Source organism: Candidatus Accumulibacter contiguus, from assembly GCF_012940005.1.
In the GTDB taxonomy this organism is placed as follows: Bacteria; Pseudomonadota; Gammaproteobacteria; order Burkholderiales; family Rhodocyclaceae; genus Accumulibacter; species Accumulibacter contiguus.
The window spans coordinates 111972-129356 of the sequence record NZ_SPMX01000022.1 but is presented as its reverse complement, the minus strand read 5'-3'; the positions used below and the strand labels follow the sequence as shown (position 1 = coordinate 129356).

Genomic DNA, 17385 nt, shown 5'->3' with positions numbered 1-17385 from the left:
CCTGGAAGGCCGGTTCGGCCGGATCGACCCGGGTGTGCACCGCGGCGTCCTGCAGCGCCTCAGGAGACCTTGCCGAGCAGCGCCTGCTTCAGGTCATCCTGGACCGGCTTGTTGCCGAGCCAGATTTTCAGCAGCGCCTTGTAGAAATCCTCGCCGGCGATGTCCTTGCCTTTGACCTGACCATTGATGGTGAGTCGTGTGCCCGTCTCCGGCAGCCAGTCGATGAACACGCTGGTGCCGGTCTTGGGTTCTCCCGCGGCCAGCAGGGTATCGGAAAACTGTTTCAGGCGATCCTTGAGGCCCGCCATCTCAGCTTCCGAATGGTTGTTGGCGACGCCCTCCTGCAGGGCTTCGACAAACTGCTGCGCCGAGAGGTCGCGCAGCAGACTGAGCGAAATCCGCTTGCCACCCCTGGCGGCCAGCACCGCCGCGGCGTCACCGCTTTTCTCCGGCAGGTAGAGCGCCATCGCATAAACCTTGAAGACGGCCTTCTTGCGCAGGCCGGCGCCATTGACCACCAGTTCGCCAGTACCGACGCGCGTCTTGTCGTCGAACTTGACGCCGGCAACTTCAACGGCTGCCGCGAGGTGGAAGGACAGGGCGGCAAGCGCCGCCATCAGCAGGTGTTTCATGGAGTCTCCTTTTGGTTAGATGCGCTGGCGGGTCTGGTCAAGCAGGCCACGGCGTCCGCCCGCCGCCGCAGTGCAGTGTTACCGTGAAAGTCGCGTCAGCGACTCACGAATCTCCCCTCTCCACTCGCGGGAGAGTGGTCGGGGGAGAGGGAAACGGTCAGGGCTTTCATCATCCGGGGTGTCTCACAAAGCCATGACCGTTAGGCGCGCACCTCGCCGTTGCCGAGAACGATCCATTTCTGGCTGGTCAGCCCTTCCAGACCGACCGGGCCACGCGCGTGAATCTTGTCGGTCGAGATGCCGATTTCGGCACCCAGTCCGTACTCGAAGCCGTCCGCAAAACGCGTCGAGGCGTTCACCATCACCGAAGCCGAGTCGACTTCGCGCAGAAAGCGCATCGCCGAAGTGTAATTCTCGGTGATGATGGCGTCGGTGTGATGCGAACCATAGCGATTGATGTGCGCGATCGCCTCGTCGAGTCCGGCCACCACCTTGACCGAAATGATCGGCGCCAGGAACTCGCTGGCGTAATCTTCTTCGCTTGCCGCCCTCGCCTCCCTGATGCGGTCGACGGTTTCCGGACAACCGCGAATCTCGACTCCCTTCTGCGTCAGCATCGCGGCGACCGGCGGCAGCAGGCGGGCAACGACCGAACGTGCCAGCAGCAGCGACTCGGCGGTATTGCAGGTGCCATAGCGCTGCGTCTTGGCATTCTCGACGATCTGCAGCGCTTTCTCGGGGTCGGCGTCATCATCAAGGTAAACATGGCAGTTACCGTCGAGGTGCTGAATCATCGGCACACGGGACTCGGCCAGCAGGCGCGCGATCAGTCCTTTGCCGCCGCGCGGAACGATCACGTCCACGAATTCGCGCATCCTGATCAGGTGACCGACAGCGGCGCGGTCGGTGGTCTCGATCACCTGCACGGCATTGGCCGGCAGACCGGCACTGGCAAGACCTTCCTGCACCAGCGTGGCAATCGCCCGGTTACAACGGATCGCCTCGGAACCACCGCGCAGGATCGAGGCATTGCCGGACTTCAGACACAGGGCCGCGGCGTCGGCGGTGACATTCGGGCGCGCCTCGTAGATGATCCCGATCACCCCCAGCGGCACGCGCATGCGGCCGACCTGAATGCCACTCGGCCGAAACTTCAAATCACTGATTTCGCCGACCGGGTCGGGTAAAGCGGCGACCTGTTCGACACCCTCGGCCATCGCCGCAACGCTCTTTGCCGATAACGCCAGGCGATCGAGCAGGGCCGGTTCGAGGCCGGCAGCACGTGCCGCAGCCAGATCATCGTGATTGGCGGCAAGCAAGGTGTCGGACTCGCGCCGGATCGCCGTGGCAATTCGGCAGAGTGCAGTGTTCTTGGCATGGCTGTCGGCACGCGCGATCAGCCGTGATGCGGCGCGGGCATCGCTGCCGACGGTTTGCATGTACTGCTCGATGTCCATGAGACTTCTCTATTGGCAGAAGCATTGATTATAGCCACCGACTGCGCGCATGCGTCAACGGAACCACTGCAAAGGAATGCACTCTTATCGCTATCGCCATTTTCCTGCGCTAACCATGAACAAGAAACTGATACTGCCCACTGAAGTGAAAGTCTGCGCGACCTGCAGCTACTGGGATGGTGCCCGGATGGTCGATACCGAGTTGCGCCTGGTGGTCATCGGCGAGGATTGCCTGGGCGAATGCCTGGCACAGAGCAAATGCAGCTACGGGCTCAATGACGTGCGCAGGGAAACCGATGCTTGCGCCTGGGAACATCTGGCGCCGGACGCTGCCGACCCGGAAAGCGGCAACCGCCGCTGAAGCTGCAGCGCCGCGGTGTTTCAGGCGATGGCGATATGCAGACCCAGTTGCCGGAACTCGTCCCAGACATCGCCAGCAGCGATTCCCTTGATCATCCGGTCGATGCGCGCGGCGTGCACCAGTGCGGCCATGGCGCGCTCGCCGTCGATCCGCTGTAGCGCGCGTTTGATCAGCGCCTGGCGTGCGCCCCACAGCCTGGCGTCCTTGAGCAGCGCGTCCAGCGGCTGGCGTCTTGCGAGCCCCGCACTGATCTGCGCCAGCACGCGCACTTCCTCGGTCATCGCCCAGAGCACCAGGAGCGGCGCTTCGCCTTCCTGCTGCAGGCCGTCGAGGGTGCGCGCCAGGCGCGCCACATCGCCGGCGAGCATCGCTTCGCGCAGGCCGTCGAGGTCGTAACGGGCGACGTTGAGCACGGCCTCGCGAATCTGCTCCAGACTCAAGGCGCCCAGCGGGTAAAGCACGCCGAGCTTGAGAATTTCCTGATGTGCCGCCAGCAGATTGCCCTCGACCCGCTCGGCAATGAAACGCAGACCGTCGGCGCTAGCGCTTTGCTGCTGGCGGTGTAGGCGGCCGGCAAGCCATGCCGGCAGTTCGGCCAGCGTCGGCGGGAGCAGCTTGACCACTGCCCCGGCGCTGGCCAGAGCGCTGATCCAGGCAGATTTCTCGTCCCGCCAGTCGATACCGTTCATGGTCACCAGCAGCAGTGAATCCGGAGAGGGACGCGCACAATACTCCTGCAGGGCCGCAGCGCCTTCACGCCCCGGCTTGCCGGTCGGGACGCGCAGATCGATCAGCATGCGCCCACCGAACAGAGACATGCTCCCTGCCGCGTGGTAGAGATCGTTCCAGTTGAAACCGGCGATCGCGGTAAGGACTTCGCGTTCGTCGAAGCCATGTCGGCGGGCTGCGGCGCGAATGGCATCAGCCGCTTCGATGACCAGCAGGGGTTCGTCACCATAAACCAGGTAGACCGGCTGGAGGTCGCGTTCGAGATGCGCGGTGAGCTGATCGCCCTTGAGATGCATGCCCGGCAACCTTACTCGGGAGTCGCTGCAAATACCGGTTTGCTGGCCGCCAGCCGGCGCATCAACTGCTGCACCAGATCATTCTCCATATCGCGCCAGAGCAGTGTTTCTTCCTGCTGCTTGGCCAGCACATTGGAGTCGTCGTAGGTGAGATCGCGGACCAGTTCGATGTTGCTCGGTGCGACCAGGTCGCGGCCCTTGTTGTCGGTGATCCGATAGGGATACAGGTAACGCAGACGCAGTTCGCTGACGCGGCCCGTGCTCGAGACCGAGAGAATCACCCGGTCACGGGACTCGGCGCCCGGCACCAGGGTCGCCTGTGCGTCGCTCGCCGTCAGCGCCACGCGCGTCGTTCCCGAGGCGCGGATGGCGCGCTTGAGGCTGACGGCGATCACCGAATAGTCGGGCATGGCAATGAAAAGACTTTCGTAGGGCAGCGAATAAGCACCCCGCAACTGGAAGCCACAAGCGGCGAGCAATGCCAGGGCCAGGGTGAGCCCTATGGAGGGTAGCGCTGCACGCATCGGGCTCTTTCTCAGGCGACGATATTGACCAGGCGACCGGGAACCACGACCAGCTTTCTGGGTGCGGCGCCAGCCAGATGCTTGCGTGCCGTTTCACAGGCCAGCGCGGCGGATTCGATGCTCGCCCGGTCGGCACCCGCCGGCACCCGCAGGCTGCCGCGCAGTTTGCCATTGATCTGCAGTACCAGTTCGATTTCGTCCTGCACCAGCGCGTTCGCATCGGGCTTCGGAAATGCCTGGCCGGTGAGCGTGTGGCCGGGCCTCAAGGCCGCGTAGAGTGCTTCGCAGACATGCGGCACGATCGGGTTGAGCATCAGCGTCACCGCTTCGAGCGTTTCCTGCCTGAGGGCGCGCGCTGCGGCCGAACCGTCGGCGATGCGGCCATAGGCGTTGAGCAACTCCATCACTGCGGCGATAGCGGTATTGAACTGCTTGCGCCGCCCATAATCGTCGGCGACCTTGCCAATCGTCTGATGTAACTGCCGACGCAGACCCTGCAGCTCAGTAGACAAATGCGCAGCCGGGGCCGGCGCTACCGGGCCAGCCGAGACATGCTCGTAGACGATTCGCCAGAGCCGCTTGAGGAAACGGAATGCCCCTTCGACGCCGGCATCGGACCATTCCAGCGACTGGTCCGGGGGACTCGCGAACATGATGAACAGGCGCGCGGTATCGGCACCGAACTGTTCGATCAGCGCCTGTGGATCGACGCCGTTGTTCTTCGACTTCGACATCTTCTCGATGCCACCGACGATCACCGGCAACCCGTCGGCGCGCAACGTCGCGCCACTGGCACGGCCGCGTTCGTCATGCACGGCGTCGACCTCGGCGGGATTGAGCCATTGCTTCTTGCCGTGGCTGTCCTCGCGGTAGAAAGTCGGCGCAACGACCATGCCCTGTGTCAGCAGATGAGCAAAGGGCTCGCCGAGCCGGTGCTCGCCAAACAGGCCGAGGTCGCGCATCAGCTTGGTCCAGAAGCGCGAGTAGAGCAGGTGCAGGATGGCATGTTCGATGCCGCCGATGTACTGGTCGATGCCGCCCGCGCACCAGTAGGCCACGCGCTCGTCGACCATCGCGCGATCATTGTCCGGACAGCAATAGCGCAGGAAATACCACGAAGACTCGACGAAGGTATCCATGGTGTCGGTTTCGCGCTTCGCCTTGCCGCCGCATCTGGGGCAGGCCGTCTCGTAGAACTCGGGCATCCTGGCGAGCGGCGAACCGGCACCGGTAATCGTCACGTTTTCCGGCAGTACCACCGGCAGGTCCTGGTCAGGCACCGGCAGGTCGCCGCAGGCCGCACAGTGGATGATCGGGATCGGGCAGCCCCAGTAGCGCTGCCGGGAGATGCCCCAATCGCGCAGGCGAAACTGGACCTTCTTTTCGCCCAGAGCCTTGGCGGCGAGGTCGGCGGCAATCGCCTCGACGGCTGCCTTGCAATCCAGGCCGTCGTATTTGCCGGAATTGACGCAGACGCCGCGCTGCTTGTCGGCGTACCACTCCTGCCAGCCATCCAGCGAGAAGGTCTCGCCCGCCACGGCAATCACCGGTTTGATCGGCAAACCGTATTTCCTGGCAAAAGCAAAATCGCGCTCGTCGTGCGCCGGTACCGCCATCACCGCGCCGTCACCGTAGCTCATCAACACGTAGTTGCCGATCCATACCTCGATCTGTTCGCCACTCAGCGGATGCGTGACGAAAATTCCGGTCGGCAGGCCTTTCTTGTCCATCGTCGCCAGGTCCGCTTCGGCGACGCCACCCTGCTTGCATTCCTCGACGAAAGCGGCGACCTGCGGGTCGCGCGCCGCCGCGTAGGCAGCCAACGGATGCTCGGCGGCCACGGCGCAGAAGGTGACGCCCATGATCGTGTCGGCACGCGTGGTGAACACCCACAACTGGCCGGGCTGACCATCGAGTTGATAGGGAAAGGCGAAGCGCACGCCGATGCTCTTGCCGATCCAGTTCTTCTGCATCAGTCGAACCTGTTCCGGCCAGCCGTCGAGCTGGTCGAGGTCGGCCAGCAGTTCCTCGGCGTAGGCGGTGATCTTCATGTAATACATCGGAATTTCGCGCTTCTCGATCAGCGCACCCGAACGCCAGCCACGCCCATCGATCACCTGCTCGTTGGCCAGCACGGTCTGGTCGACCGGATCCCAGTTGACGGTTCCCAGTCTCTGGTAGATCAGGCCCTTCTCGTACAGGCGGGTGAACAGCCACTGCTCCCAGCGGTAGTACTCGGGCCGGCAGGTGGCGATTTCGCGCTCCCAGTCGATCGCAAAACCCAGACGCTTGAGTTGCGTCTTCATGTAGTCGATGTTGGCGTAGGTCCATTGCGCCGGCGGCACATCATTCTGGATGGCGGCGTTTTCCGCCGGCATGCCGAAGGCGTCCCAGCCCATCGGCTGCAGGACATTGTAGCCGAGCATCCGGTGAAAGCGCGCGAGTACGTCACCGATCGTGTAGTTGCGCACGTGCCCCATGTGCAGCTTGCCCGAAGGATAGGGGAACATCGACAGGCAGTAGTACTTGGGCCGACTTGCGTCCTCGATGGCGCGCGCCGCGCCGCTATGGTTCCAGAAGTCCTGGGCAGCGACTTCGACGTCCGCGGGTTGATACTTTTCCTGCATGGCTGGTAACGATCCAGAAAGTGGCTGAAGCGCGGATTATACGCATACGCGCTTTGGCTTGGCCTGGCCGCTACCGTAAAGCAATCGGCTCAGTGCCGCGGGTCGGGCGTGAAGCCACCCGGAAAGGGGTTCGGAAACGGATTCGGCGTCGGCTGCTGCCGGGGCCGCGGAATGATGCCCTGGGCGAGCAGATTGCTGTAGCTGTCGTAATGAATGGTCAGTATCTCGGATGGCTGGTCACTGGCACGGCGAAACTCGGTGTATTGCGTCGGCGCGCTGATGCGTTCGCCGTGACCGGTGCCCAGGCGACTCGGCTGACTCTCCGCCAGCTTGCCGGATGCTTCCGCACGCGCCGGCGCAGCCGCCCTGGGCGTGGCGTTCGACGTCGCGCTATCGGCAGCAGGAGCGTCGTCGCGCTCCCGCGACTGCATCGTGACCTGCGGTGGCGGCATTGGCTCGGCTTCCCGATAGACGGCGACGCCAATCACGCCGACGTTCTGCGGGCGGTCGGTACGGCCGGCGTAGCTGTCGGCAACGCTGGTGAAATAGAAGGCGGCGACATCGTCCATGCTCTTGCGCCAGCCGGAGATCTCGGCCGATTGTCGCGCCACCAGGACATAACCCGACTGCGAGGTGGCGGCAGTCTGGCCGCTGAGCGCATTGATGCCGTCCACGGAGAGCACGGTCAGGACACGACCGCTGCTCTTGTTGCGCAACATCACCGCGTAGCGGTTGCCGGGAGTCCCGACCACGTACAGGCGGCCGTGGTGGCGATAGGCCTCCAGCGTCTGACCACTGCTGCGGTCGATGATGCCGACATCGACCAGGCTGCCGGCGTCGGCGATGCTGATGCAGCCGGCCAGCGGCAGGGCAGCGAACAGAGCGGCGAGTTTTTTCATGACGATCTCCTTGAATGAGGTGATGACCTCGTAAACGCCTGCCGCCGGTAAACGGGGTCAATTCATTGACGAAAATCTTCCGGTAGCGGGTAATCCGGGTTCGCCCGACGAAACTCTTGCAATTGCCGTTCGGCTTCCCGGGTCTTGCCTTCGCGCCGCAATGCACGGATTTCATCGAGCCAGACGCTGGCGCTGCGGCCGTTTTCGGTCTTCGCCAGTGCCGGCGCCGCCGCCCGCCCGGCTGCAGGAGCGGAGTCGATACGCCTTGCCGCCTGGCTGTCGCCGATCGTGGCAGCGGGCGACGGAGCGCTGTCCAGCACTGCCGGTGCCGCTGGTACCGCGGCGGACAAGGACTTGCCCGGCGGGGCTGCGGCTAGCCCCGGTTCGGCAACGATGTCGGATTTCGATGGACGATCGCTCTCGCCAGCACTGACCGAGGGCCTTGCCAACCTGGCGCGCGTTTCGCCGGGCTGCGGAGATGGCGCGGCTGGCCTGGCCGGTTCAGGTGCGGCAGCGGAACCCGTCTGCTCGCGGACGCCATGACTCGGCGCTGCACTTCGCGCTGGCGCGGCTTCCTGCTGCAGGCTCGGTTCCGCCGGCAGACCGCCGGGCTGCCGCTCCTGCAGCAAAGCCAGGGTAATGGTCAGCAGCAGCGTCGTGGCGAGAGCCAGCGGCGTGCGCCAGCGCTGCCACCAGGCGCCGCGGCGTGCGTTCGCTGGCGGTTCGGCAAGCGCTGCCCGCGCCGCAGCGAGAATACGTTCGTCCGCAGCGCTCGACGGCTCGTCAGTCGCATACTCTCGATAGAATCGCGAGAGTTGCGGATCGCTCGGAAAATCCTGGTGCGGCTCGGTCATAACAGGTCCTGCAGCGAGTGTCTGAGTTTGGTCAGCGCATAGCGTAGCCGGCTTTTGGCCGTTTCACGGCCACTATCGGTAGCGGCGGCAATTTCCTCCAGGGTCAGCCCACCCTCTTCGGCGAGCAGAAAGACTTCGCGCTGGGCAGGCGGCAAGGCGGCCAGCGCCAGGTTGATCCGTTGTGCCGTATGCTGCCGCTCGTGCAAGGCGTGCGGCGTCTCATGGCCGGGAGCCGGCAGGCTGGCAATCAGGTCATCAAGCGCATCCGGGTCGTCAGCGTTCGTCGCCAACTGCGCCAGCACTTGCGGCGCATGCTTGCGGTAGTGATCGATCAGCCGGTGGCGCGCGATCCGGAATATCCACGTCGAGAAGCGGGCCAGTGGCTGGTAGTCGGCGCGGGCATGGACCACCTTGATCCAAGTCTCCTGATACAGATCTTCGGCCACCGCCGGGTCACCACATTGCTGCGCCAGATAGCGATAGAGCGAGCCGCGATAACGACGATAGAGCGTTGTGAACGCATCTGCATCACCCGCACGATAGGCCAGCATCAGTCGTTCGTCGCTCAAGTCTGCTTGCATTGCGGCAGTCTAGCCGTTGTGCGGACAAACGCAAGCCGGTACCGCAGCTCAGGTTGACACGGCAGGCGAACGGACTTGGCGCGATGTTAGAATTCCCCCCTTCTCGTGGTCGCAAGGAAGCATCAATGAACAGGCATCGCATCTGCACTCTTTTCGCCGTGCTCGCCGGGAGTCTGCTGCCGCAGGCAGCAAGCGCAGGACCGGCAGCCGACGCAATCGTCGACGGAGTGCTCATGCCCGCCTGGCTCGAAAGACGCGGCGTCCGGCAGGAACTGACGCCAGGGATGGTCCTGCAGAATCGGGACCGGGTGATCAGTGGCCCCGCGGCCCGGGTCAGAATTCGGCTGGGCGATGGCAGCACGGTTGGAATGGCTGCCGACAGCCAGCTCGACCTGAACGCGCTCGGCGTACGTGCGGAACAGGTATTTACGGCCGCTCTCGATGTCCAGCAAGGCGCTGTGCGCTTCAGCACCGGCGCCTTCGCCAGGTATCATCGACAACGCGCCGTCAATCTGCGCGTGGGAACGCTCACTGCAGGAATTCGCGGAACCGATGTCTGGGGCAGAGCCGATGCGCAAGGGGACCGTATCTGCCTGCTGGAGGGAAGTATTGCGGTACTGCATCCACTGGCAGAGGCACAGCAGATGGACGCAGGGCCAAGCTGCTATCTGGCTCCGAAAGGGGCAGCACCGACGCCGGTCGAAGCGATCACTGCCGGCGATCTCGCATTGCTGGCCGCACAGACCGCCCTACCGACTGCGCCGCCCCTTGCCGTGCCAACCGGCACGCTGCCGGCCGCCAGCCGCCACGCCACGCGTAGCGGCAGGTGGGCAGTCGAACTGGCCACGCTCGATAACGAAGCAGCAACCTTGTCCTTGTACGACCGCGCCCGCGCCGCCGGCTACCCGGTCCGGATCATGCCGCGAGCAACTGCCGGCAGCGGCTACGATTACACCGTTCGCCTCACGCAACTGCCGACGCAGAGCGATGCTGCCGCATTGGCGGCGCAAATTGCGCAGTCGCTGCAGATTGCCTTGCCGATCGTGGTGCATCACTGATGCACGCCTGATGCTGCTGGCCTGCTCGCAGCCATGCTTCTCAGGCAAGGTGCCGCGGACCAAAGAACACGCCGGTCCAGTTGGCCACACCCAGCCTGACGATGTTTTCAACGGCAATCATGTTCAGTTTCGAGATCCGGTTCTGGTGACGCCACAACCAGGAAACACAAGTCCTGGACCCGGTCGTCTGACGCACCACCGAGGACGTGCCCTCGGCTTCCGCGAAGTCGATGAAACGCTCCACGGCCAGGCGGTAATAGTCCGAACTGTTGCAACAGCCGGCGATGATTTCGGCTTCTCCAGCCGCACGGCGCCAAAGTTTCAGCGCAAGCTCCTCGCTAATACCCGTCTTGTGGGCGATCCACGGCAAGATTTTTGGTGCTCTCATACAAGTACTCCTGAAAAACTGGGGATGCCAGGCACTGTAAGCCGTCAACCCCGACCTCGTGAGCCGGAGTTTTGTTGCAGCGCAGCATCATTATAAGGGTTGTCCATCCGGAAAGTTAGGCTTTTCTTTCAAATTTCTCGGTCAAGCCATTAGCGGAAGCTCCTATCAATAACAACGGCCTCCTCATGGAAATATTGAACGCCTTTCCACCGGCAGGGACACCCGAACCAACGGTCAGCATCCCCTTTTTCAGCACCTCGCCAACCTTTGGATCCGACTACACGCTATCACTGCCACCCGCGGCGCGCCGTGAAGAAAGCCACAACACGATTGATCCAGGCACCCCCGATGAGGAATTGGCATGAACGCGGAAACCAGGATCTCCCAGCATTCCCCGGTCGCAGCCAAGATCGCCCTGTTCCGGTCCTTGTTCCGAGGCAGGGACGACGTTTACCTGCGCCGTTTCGAAAATCGCCAGACCGGCAAGTCCGGCTACAGCCCCGCCTGTGCCAACGAGTGGGTGACGGGAGTGTGCGACAAGCGGGCGTTCAGGTGCCAGGACTGTCCGCAGCGGCGGTTTCTGCCGGTGACTGATGCGACGATCCGCCAACATCTTGCCGGCCAGGATCCTGCTGGCCGCGAGTTCGTGATCGGCATCTACCCGATGCTGCTCGATGAGACCTGCTTTTTTCTCGCGGCCGACTTCGACCAGCGAAGCTGGCAGGAGGACGTCGGTGCCGTTCTCGAAAGCTGCCGCCAGATGGAGCTTCCCGCGGTGTTAGAACGATCCCGATCGGGCAACGGAGCTCACCTCTGGCTGTTCTTTGAGGAAGCGGTTCCGGCCGTTCTCGCCAGGAATCTCGGGGCGTACCTGCTCACCGAAACGATGCAACGACGACCAGAGATCGGCCTCGCTTCCTACGACCGCTTCTTTCCGAACCAGGACACCTTGCCCAGGGGTGGCTTCGGGAACCTGATCGCGTTGCCGCTGCAGAAGCGTCCGCGCGAACGCGGCCATAGCGTCTTTGTCGACGAACAGTTGACCCCCCATCCGGATCAATGGGCGTTTCTCTCGGCGGTGCGGAAAATCGCACGCACTGACGCAGAACGTATTGTCCGCAGAGCGGATAGCCGCGGTCAGCTGCTCGGGGTGCGCATGCCGCCGCTCGACGAGGAGGATGCGGATCGCCAGCAACCCTGGCACGCGCCGCCGTCGCGCCAGCGCTTTGCATCGCCGATTGCCGGCCCCTTGCCCGAGCGCCTGCAATTGCTACTCGGCAACGAGATCTATGTGCCCAAGGAGGCGTTGCCAGCGTCCCTGCGCAATCGCCTGCTGCGGCTGGCTGCGTTCCAGAATCCCGAGTTCTACCGCGCACAGGCAATGCGCCTGCCGACCTTTGGCAAGCCGCGGATCATCGCCTGCGCCGAGGAACATCCGCTGCATATCACGCTGCCACGCGGCTGCCTCGACGATTTGCTGGGCTTGCTCTCCGGCCTCGGCATCGAAACCCTGATCCGCGACGACCGCAATCCAGGCGTGCCGCTGGCGGTTTCTTTTCATGGCACGCTACGGCCTGCGCAGCAGCTTGCCGCAGACGCCCTGGCGGCGCACGATGATGGCGTTCTCGCGGCGACGACGGCGTTCGGCAAGACCGTCGTCGCCGCGTGGCTGATCGCCCGGCGCGGCGTCAGTACCTTGGTGCTGGTACACCGCCAGCAACTGCTCGAACAGTGGGTGGAACGTTTGTCGACCTTCCTGGAGTTGCCGGTCCAGGCCATCGGCCGCATCGGTGGCGGCCACAACAAGCCCAATGGGATCCTCGACGTGGCGCTGATCCAGAGCCTCGTCCGGCATGGCGTGGTCGATGACCGCGTCGGCGAATATGGCCATCTGGTGGTCGACGAGTGTCATCACCTGCCGGCAAGCAGCTTCGAACAGGTGGCCCGGCGGGCGAAAGGCCGCTATATACTGGGCCTGTCGGCGACGGTGACCAGGAAGGACGGTCATCATCCGATCGTCTGCATGCAATGCGGGCCGGTACGCCATCGCGTCAACGCAAAAGACGAGGCTGCCGGGCGGCCTTTTACCCACAGCGTCTGGGCGCTTCCGACGGGGTTCCGCCCGCCCCTGCCGGCAGACCCCGACCTGCGGGTCCAGTTTCACGATCTCTATGCGGCGCTGATCGCTGACGACCGCCGCAACCGCCTGATCGTTGACGACGTCACGCAGGCCGTGCGCGCGGGACGCTCGCCGCTGGTGCTGAGCGAACGCATCGCTCACCTCGAAGAGCTGGCGGCGCGACTTTCGTCCGCGGTGCGTCACCTGATCGTCCTGCGCGGTGGCATGGGCCGGAAGTCGCTGCAACAGGCGCTTGGCCAACTGGCGGCCATCCCGGAGACCGAGGAGCGCGTCGTGCTGGCCAGCGGCGGCTATGTCGGCGAGGGTTTCGACGATGCCCGTCTCGACACTTTGTTCCTGACGCTGCCGGTTTCCTGGCGTGGGACGATTGCCCAATACGCCGGCCGCCTGCATCGGCTGCACGACAGCAAGCGCGAGGTTCGCATCTACGATTATGTTGACCTCGATGCGCCCCTACTGGCGCGGATGTTCGACCGGCGATGCCGGGGCTACGAATCTCTCGGCTACCATGTCCTGCTACCAGCCAGCGCCGTGCCGGGCTGGCCATCCGATGTGCTGCTGCCGGTCGATCCGGAATGGAAACAGGATTATGCGGCCAGTGTTCGGCGGCTGGTTTGTGACGGAGTGGACGCGCCGCTGGGCAAGCGGTTCGTTCACGCCGTTGGCGCCTTCGCTGTGGAAACGCAAGGTGCGGAGTGGGCGCGCAGCGCCAGCGAAGCCTTTCTCTACCATCGGCTCGAGACGCTTCCCGAGACCACAGGAAAGTTCTCTCTCAACGTCAAATTGCCGATACCCTTTGACGGACAGGGTCGAATGGAGGTGGACCTGCTTTGTGCACAGGCGTGGGTGGTGATCGAGATCGATGGTGCGCAACACCTGTGCGACCCCGAAGCCTATCGCCGCGACCGGCGCAAGGACGCGCTCTTGCAGGAGAGCGGTTATTTCGTGCTGCGCTTCCTTGCCGAAGATGTCGGCAAGCATCTCGGCGATATCCTCGATACCATCCTGCGCACCCTGGCTCACCGGATACGCGCTGCACCGCTTGCAGCGGCCTCGCGCTGCGATTGACCGCTCCCTGTTGCGCAGATACAGTGCAGTTCGACGAAGCATTCGTTTTTCTGGCTACCGGTCGAGGTCCAAATTTCAGGAGGGCTTGCAGATGGGTGCGGCACAACTGGCCTGGCGCAGTTATCTGCGCCATCCGGCGGATATTCCGATCGAGATCAATGCCGAAGGTTTGCGTCAGGGTGCGCCGCGGCGGCTGAAGGACGTCAGCCTTGGCGGACTGGCGTGTCGTTCAGGGCACCCGTTGACCGTCGGAGCCCGGGTCGTACTCACCATCCCGATCGTCCAGCCGGCTTTCCGCGCGGCGGGTTCGGTAGTGTGGTGCCGTCGCGATGGCCGGGACTACGAAGTCGGTATTCGTTTCCAGGAAGCCGCAGATGTCTTCGCCGCGCGCATGGTCGAACAGATTTGCCAGATCGAGCACTATCGCCAGGAAGTGTTGCGCAGCGAAGGACGGGTGCTGGACGGGGAAGAGGCAGCGCTGGAATGGATCGCGCGTTACGCCGCACAGTTTCCATCGCTGGGCAGTAGCCACTGATCTTCGCACCCCGACGGGCGCTATTCCTTGCATTCCTTGACGATCAGTCCTGCGATCCAGCGCTTGAAGTCGCTCAGCCTCGGGTCGTAGCTCTCACAGGCCATCAGACTCTGTCCGAACACATAGGCGTAGAGCAGCAGGCTGCGGCTCTTCGCCTCGTCGTCGGCAAGACCGCGGGCAAGGAACAGTTTGCGGGTGGATTCCAGACGGCAGTTGTCGACTTCCTCGACCACGGCGGCGGCCTGGGCGTCCCGGCGAGCCCATTCGCGTACTGCCAGCTCGATCGAGATCCCCTTGTGGTTGCGCGTGGCGCCGTAGACCTCGATCAGGTGCAGGAGTTGCTCGTGCTCCTTGCCGGGCGTCGCCACGGTCTGTTTGTTGATGTCGCGGATGCGACCATCTCGCCAGGTCGTCAGAACGGCATTGAAGAGGTCCTGGCGGTCCTTGAAGTGCCAGTAGAAACTGCCCTTGGTGACGCCAAAGTCCTTCGCCAGAACCTCGATCCGCATGCCTTGCACGCCTTGTTCTGCGAGCACCGCGATGGCTGCTTCGACCCACTCGTTGCGGTCGAGTGCTGCCCGTGGCCGGGTACTTCTGTGCTTCATCGTCATGTGGTCCTTTCCTGAATCACGCGGCTGAGGCAATATTACTATTTCACGCTCCGCTACCGCGGGCTATGGTGTTGACAGCCATCACTCCATACGGTACCGTACGCCATCCATACGACTAGGTATGGCCTATTGTCCGGTGAGAATTCGGCAATGTCAAACGCGGCCTGCCGGGATCGCGATTGCTATCGATTACGCTGCAGTAATAAAGGAGAGAAAAATTGAAGATCCTCGTACCAGTCAAACGGGTGGTGGATTACAACGTCAAGGTGCGCGTCAAGGCGGACGCGAGCGACGTCGATCTGGCCAACGTCAAGATGTCGATGAATCCCTTCGATGAAATTGCCGTCGAAGAGGCGGTGCGCCTCAGGGAAGCCGGTATCGCCACGGAGGTGGTGGTGGTTTCAGCGGGGGTGGCCAATTGCCAGGAAACCCTGCGCACGGCGATGGCCATCGGCGCCGACCGCGGCATTCTCGTTCAGAGTGATGGGGAATTGCAGCCATTGGCCGTTGCCAAACTGCTCAAGGCGGTGTGCGCGAACGAACAGCCGCAGATGGTCCTGTGCGGCAAGCAGGCGATCGACGACGACGCCAACCAGACCGGGCAGATGCTGGCCGGTCTGATGAACTGGCCGCAAGCGACCTTTGCCTCGAAGATCGTCGTCGCTGCCGGGCAGGCAACGGTCACGCGCGAAATCGACGGCGGTCTGGAAACCGTCGAAGTGCCGCTGCCTGCCGTGCTGACGGTCGACCTGCGCCTCAACGAGCCGCGCTACGCGACCCTGCCGAACATCATGAAAGCCAAACGGAAGCCGCTCGCGACGACCAACCCGGCGGCGCTCGGCGTCGATGTCACGCCGCGCCTGAAGACACTGAAGGTCGCCGAACCACCGAAACGCACGGCGGGTATCAAGGTGGCCGATGCCGCCGATCTGGTGATGAAACTCAAGACTGAAGCAAAGGTGATCTGACCATGGCCATTCTCGTTATTGCTGAGCACGACAATACCTCGATCAAGGCGGCAACGCTCCATGCCGTCACTGCCGCGACCCGGATCGGTGGCGACATCCACCTGCTGGTCGCCGGCAGCGCCTGTGCAGCCGCAGCCGGGTCGGCGGCGCGGATCAGCGGGGTGAGCAAGGTGCTGGTCGCCGACGCTGCCGCCTACGCCGAACAGTCGCCCGAGAATCTTGCTGCGCTGGTCGTGGCTCAGGCTGCGGCCTATTCTCACCTGCTGGCTGCTGCGACCACCAGCGGCAAGAACTTCCTGCCACGCGTCGCCGCCCTGCTCGACGTGGCGCAGATCTCCGAGATCATCGCCGTCGTCTCCGCCGACACTTTCCAGCGCCCGATCTATGCCGGTAACGTCGTCGCTACCGTCCAGTCGGCCGACCCGATCAAGGTCATCAGCGTGCGTGCGACGGCTTTCGAAGCGGCTGGCGAGGAGGGCAAGGCCAGCGTCGAGAATCTCGCTGCCGGCCCCGAACTGGCCCAGAGCAGGCTCATCGGCCGCGAGTTGACCAGGTCCGAGCGTCCTGAACTCACCGCCGCCAAGGTCATCGTCTCGGGTGGTCGCGGCATGGGCAGCAACGAGAATTTCCACAAATTGCTCGAACCCCTGGCCGACAAGCTCGCTGCTGCCGTCGGTGCTTCGCGTGCTGCGGTCGATGCCGGTTATGCTCCGAATGACTATCAGGTCGGTCAGACGGGCAAGATCGTAGCGCCACAGCTCTACATCGCGGTCGGCATTTCGGGTGCCATCCAGCATCTGGCCGGAATGAAGGACAGCAAGGTGATTGTGGCCATCAACAAGGACCCTGAAGCACCGATCTTTCAGGTCGCCGATTACGGGCTGGTCGGCGACCTCTTCGAAGTCCTGCCGGCACTGCAGGCAGCCCTCGGCTGAACCTTGCCGGAGACTGAGGCTGCGCGGTCAGCATGAACCTGCCGGACGGACTGCTCGACGGTCGCTGGACCTTGCTGGCCTGGCTGCTGTTCGCCGCATTCGCCTGGCTGGCAGCGAGGCGGGCGCCGTGGCGGGTGCTGGCCGATAGTACCCGTCTGCACGCCTTTCTGGCGATGATCGTCGCGCTGACCCTGCTCTGGCATCTGCAGGCCGGGGTCAAACCCGGCCTTTCGCTGCACCTGCTTGGCGCGACGCTGTTTACCTTGTGTTTCGGATGGCCGCTGGCGTTCATCGGCCTCTGCCTGGTCCTGGCCGGGGTGAGTCTGAACGGCACCGCCGGCGGCGAGGTTTTTGCGGTCAACGCCCTGCTCATGGCAGGGGTCGGCGTGGCCGTCAGCGAGGGGCTGCACCGACTGGTCGAGCGGTTGCTGCCGCGCCACATGTTTGTCTATATCTTTTGCAAGGGCTTCTTCGCTGCGGCGCTGGCCGTCATGGCTGTGGGTGTGGTCTCGTGCCTGCTGCTGACGCTGGCCGGAGCCTATACCAGCGACTATCTGATCGATGAGTATCTCCCGTATTTTGTTCTGCTCGGCTTTTCCGAAGCCTGGTTGTCGGGAATGTTCACCACCCTGTTTACCGTCTATCGGCCGGATTTGCTGGCAGATTTTGAGGATGCGTAGTTTCCCGAAAGAAAATGACTTCTCCACGTCAATCCTCTGCAC

Annotated in this window: 17 protein-coding genes; 7 read left to right on the top strand and 10 right to left on the bottom strand. The window is 63.5% G+C overall.

Annotated elements, in window-relative coordinates; translation table 11 throughout:
- Window positions 1-59: 59 nt before the first annotated feature.
- A complete protein-coding gene (locus E4Q08_RS09865) occupies window positions 60-632 on the bottom strand; it encodes a chalcone isomerase family protein (protein WP_169070259.1) in 573 nt (190 codons plus the stop codon).
- Window positions 633-832: 200 nt separating this feature from the next.
- Window positions 833-2089 carry a glutamate-5-semialdehyde dehydrogenase gene (locus E4Q08_RS09860; RefSeq protein ID WP_169070258.1) on the bottom strand — a complete coding sequence of 419 codons (1257 nt, stop codon included), beginning with the start codon at window positions 2087-2089 and terminating at the stop codon, window positions 833-835.
- 115 nt (window positions 2090-2204) lie between these two features.
- Here E4Q08_RS09860 and E4Q08_RS09855 point away from each other — a divergent pair, with 115 nt between their 5' ends.
- Window positions 2205-2450, top strand: coding sequence for a hypothetical protein (locus tag E4Q08_RS09855; RefSeq protein ID WP_034914014.1), 246 nt, complete (start codon window positions 2205-2207; stop codon window positions 2448-2450).
- Window positions 2451-2470: 20 nt separating this feature from the next.
- On the opposite strand, the gene holA is transcribed toward E4Q08_RS09855, so the two are convergent.
- The 6 genes from holA to E4Q08_RS09825 all read right to left on the bottom strand — a co-directional run bounded on the left by holA (window position 2471) and on the right by E4Q08_RS09825 (window position 8948).
- On the bottom strand, window positions 2471-3475 hold the full coding sequence (gene holA, locus E4Q08_RS09850) for a DNA polymerase III subunit delta (RefSeq protein ID WP_034914010.1): 1005 nt from the start codon (window positions 3473-3475) through the stop codon (window positions 2471-2473).
- Between the two features lie 11 nt (window positions 3476-3486).
- The gene (locus tag E4Q08_RS09845) at window positions 3487-3999 is read right to left on the bottom strand and encodes an LPS-assembly lipoprotein LptE (protein ID WP_034913999.1); all 513 of its coding nucleotides are present in this window, start codon (window positions 3997-3999) and stop codon (window positions 3487-3489) included.
- A gap of 11 nt (window positions 4000-4010) precedes the next feature.
- On the bottom strand, window positions 4011-6626 hold the full coding sequence (gene leuS / locus E4Q08_RS09840; protein WP_169070257.1) for a leucine--tRNA ligase: 2616 nt from the start codon (window positions 6624-6626) through the stop codon (window positions 4011-4013).
- A gap of 89 nt (window positions 6627-6715) precedes the next feature.
- Entirely contained in the window at window positions 6716-7525 is an 810-nt protein-coding gene (locus tag E4Q08_RS09835; protein WP_034913996.1) for a hypothetical protein, read from the bottom strand.
- A gap of 62 nt (window positions 7526-7587) precedes the next feature.
- Window positions 7588-8379, bottom strand: coding sequence for a hypothetical protein (locus E4Q08_RS09830; protein WP_034913993.1), 792 nt, complete (start codon window positions 8377-8379; stop codon window positions 7588-7590).
- On the bottom strand, window positions 8376-8948 hold the full coding sequence (locus tag E4Q08_RS09825) for an RNA polymerase sigma factor (protein WP_248594809.1): 573 nt from the start codon (window positions 8946-8948) through the stop codon (window positions 8376-8378). The genes E4Q08_RS09830 and E4Q08_RS09825 overlap by 4 nt, the downstream gene beginning before the upstream one ends.
- 137 nt (window positions 8949-9085) lie before the next feature.
- Here E4Q08_RS09825 and E4Q08_RS09820 point away from each other — a divergent pair, with 137 nt between their 5' ends.
- Entirely contained in the window at window positions 9086-10018 is a 933-nt protein-coding gene (locus E4Q08_RS09820) for a FecR domain-containing protein (protein ID WP_169070255.1), read from the top strand.
- Window positions 10019-10058: 40 nt separating this feature from the next.
- Here the strand turns inward: E4Q08_RS09820 and E4Q08_RS09815 are convergent, their stop codons facing one another.
- Window positions 10059-10406, bottom strand: coding sequence for a hypothetical protein (locus E4Q08_RS09815; RefSeq protein WP_034912222.1), 348 nt, complete (start codon window positions 10404-10406; stop codon window positions 10059-10061).
- 361 nt (window positions 10407-10767) lie between these two features.
- On the opposite strand from E4Q08_RS09815, the gene E4Q08_RS09810 reads away from it, so the two are divergent.
- Both E4Q08_RS09810 and E4Q08_RS09805 read left to right on the top strand, forming a co-directional pair.
- The gene (locus tag E4Q08_RS09810) at window positions 10768-13614 is read left to right on the top strand and encodes a TOTE conflict system archaeo-eukaryotic primase domain-containing protein (RefSeq protein ID WP_169070254.1); all 2847 of its coding nucleotides are present in this window, start codon (window positions 10768-10770) and stop codon (window positions 13612-13614) included.
- 91 nt (window positions 13615-13705) lie between these two features.
- A complete protein-coding gene (locus E4Q08_RS09805; protein ID WP_034912233.1) occupies window positions 13706-14149 on the top strand; it encodes a PilZ domain-containing protein in 444 nt (147 codons plus the stop codon).
- 20 nt (window positions 14150-14169) lie between these two features.
- Here the strand turns inward: E4Q08_RS09805 and E4Q08_RS09800 are convergent, their stop codons facing one another.
- The gene (locus E4Q08_RS09800; protein ID WP_034912238.1) at window positions 14170-14754 is read right to left on the bottom strand and encodes a TetR/AcrR family transcriptional regulator; all 585 of its coding nucleotides are present in this window, start codon (window positions 14752-14754) and stop codon (window positions 14170-14172) included.
- Window positions 14755-14978: 224 nt separating this feature from the next.
- Between E4Q08_RS09800 and E4Q08_RS09795 the strand changes: the two genes are divergently transcribed.
- From E4Q08_RS09795 to E4Q08_RS09785, 3 genes are read left to right on the top strand one after another with little or no spacing between them, the layout of a single operon-like run.
- Window positions 14979-15728, top strand: a complete 750-nt coding sequence (locus E4Q08_RS09795; protein WP_169070253.1) for an electron transfer flavoprotein subunit beta/FixA family protein — start codon at window positions 14979-14981, stop codon at window positions 15726-15728.
- A gap of 2 nt (window positions 15729-15730) precedes the next feature.
- On the top strand, window positions 15731-16663 hold the full coding sequence (locus tag E4Q08_RS09790; RefSeq protein ID WP_169070252.1) for an electron transfer flavoprotein subunit alpha/FixB family protein: 933 nt from the start codon (window positions 15731-15733) through the stop codon (window positions 16661-16663).
- Between the two features lie 32 nt (window positions 16664-16695).
- Window positions 16696-17343 carry an energy-coupling factor ABC transporter permease gene (locus tag E4Q08_RS09785; protein WP_034914258.1) on the top strand — a complete coding sequence of 216 codons (648 nt, stop codon included), beginning with the start codon at window positions 16696-16698 and terminating at the stop codon, window positions 17341-17343.
- Window positions 17344-17385 lie beyond the last annotated feature (42 nt).

Bases quoted from the DNA above. Each gene is read 5' to 3' on its own strand.
- E4Q08_RS09800 (WP_034912238.1), bottom strand. From the start codon at position 14,754: ATGAAGCACAGAAGTACCCGGCCACGGGCAGCACTCGACCGCAACGAG.
- E4Q08_RS09860 (WP_169070258.1), bottom strand. From the start codon at position 2,089: ATGGACATCGAGCAGTACATGCAAACCGTCGGCAGCGATGCCCGCGCC.
- E4Q08_RS09810 (WP_169070254.1), top strand. From the start codon at position 10,768: ATGAACGCGGAAACCAGGATCTCCCAGCATTCCCCGGTCGCAGCCAAG.
- E4Q08_RS09855 (WP_034914014.1), top strand. From the start codon at position 2,205: ATGAACAAGAAACTGATACTGCCCACTGAAGTGAAAGTCTGCGCGACC.
- E4Q08_RS09815 (WP_034912222.1), bottom strand. From the start codon at position 10,406: ATGAGAGCACCAAAAATCTTGCCGTGGATCGCCCACAAGACGGGTATT.
- E4Q08_RS09830 (WP_034913993.1), bottom strand. From the start codon at position 8,379: ATGACCGAGCCGCACCAGGATTTTCCGAGCGATCCGCAACTCTCGCGA.
- holA (WP_034914010.1), bottom strand. From the start codon at position 3,475: ATGCATCTCAAGGGCGATCAGCTCACCGCGCATCTCGAACGCGACCTC.
- E4Q08_RS09820 (WP_169070255.1), top strand. From the start codon at position 9,086: ATGAACAGGCATCGCATCTGCACTCTTTTCGCCGTGCTCGCCGGGAGT.
- E4Q08_RS09790 (WP_169070252.1), top strand. From the start codon at position 15,731: ATGGCCATTCTCGTTATTGCTGAGCACGACAATACCTCGATCAAGGCG.
- E4Q08_RS09835 (WP_034913996.1), bottom strand. From the start codon at position 7,525: ATGAAAAAACTCGCCGCTCTGTTCGCTGCCCTGCCGCTGGCCGGCTGC.
- leuS (WP_169070257.1), bottom strand. From the start codon at position 6,626: ATGCAGGAAAAGTATCAACCCGCGGACGTCGAAGTCGCTGCCCAGGAC.
- E4Q08_RS09865 (WP_169070259.1), bottom strand. From the start codon at position 632: ATGAAACACCTGCTGATGGCGGCGCTTGCCGCCCTGTCCTTCCACCTC.
- E4Q08_RS09845 (WP_034913999.1), bottom strand. From the start codon at position 3,999: ATGCGTGCAGCGCTACCCTCCATAGGGCTCACCCTGGCCCTGGCATTG.
- E4Q08_RS09785 (WP_034914258.1), top strand. From the start codon at position 16,696: ATGAACCTGCCGGACGGACTGCTCGACGGTCGCTGGACCTTGCTGGCC.
- E4Q08_RS09805 (WP_034912233.1), top strand. From the start codon at position 13,706: ATGGGTGCGGCACAACTGGCCTGGCGCAGTTATCTGCGCCATCCGGCG.